The organism is Mesorhizobium escarrei, assembly GCF_935825525.1.
Lineage (GTDB): Bacteria > Pseudomonadota > Alphaproteobacteria > Rhizobiales > Rhizobiaceae > Mesorhizobium > Mesorhizobium escarrei.
On the sequence record NZ_CAKXZT010000085.1, the window covers coordinates 1 to 440 of the forward strand.

Annotated in this window: 1 protein-coding gene; it reads right to left on the reverse strand. The window is 68.6% G+C overall.

The genetic code is table 11. The features are described 5' to 3' along the window. Nucleotides 1–177: 177 nt before the first annotated feature. Nucleotides 178–440 (reverse strand): SDR family oxidoreductase (locus NMG80_RS05715; protein WP_254017243.1); only part of this gene is annotated, 263 nt, incomplete at its 5' end.

Here is a 440-nt window from a genome sequence, read left to right on the forward strand (position 1 = left end):
CCGACACCGCGTTTCGCCGCGAATGGCTGCACTTCGCCGATTGCATTCTGGCCGGTGCGACGCCGCGCACGCCGCTTTCGGGCGGGCTCGCCGACCTCGATCTCGCCGTCCAGATCATCCAGGCAATGCCGCCCAACAAGGCGTTGGCCGCGGCAGCGCCGACGACTGCCTAGGGGTCTACCGAAATTTCGGAAATACGCCGCCGGCCGGCGCGTTGGCCCAGCTCTGCAAGGTCTGGCCGCCATCGATCAGCCAATCCGCGCCGGTGACGTGTCTGGCCTCGTCGGAAGCCAGGAAGGCGACGGCGGCCGCGACGTCGTCCGGCTGGCCTATGCGGCGCAGCGGGATCCGGTCGGCGAAATGCTGGACGCTGCTTTCGAAATCGCCGTCGCCGGCTGCGGGTACGCCGAGTGTTGTCTCGATCACGCCGGGGCAGATGG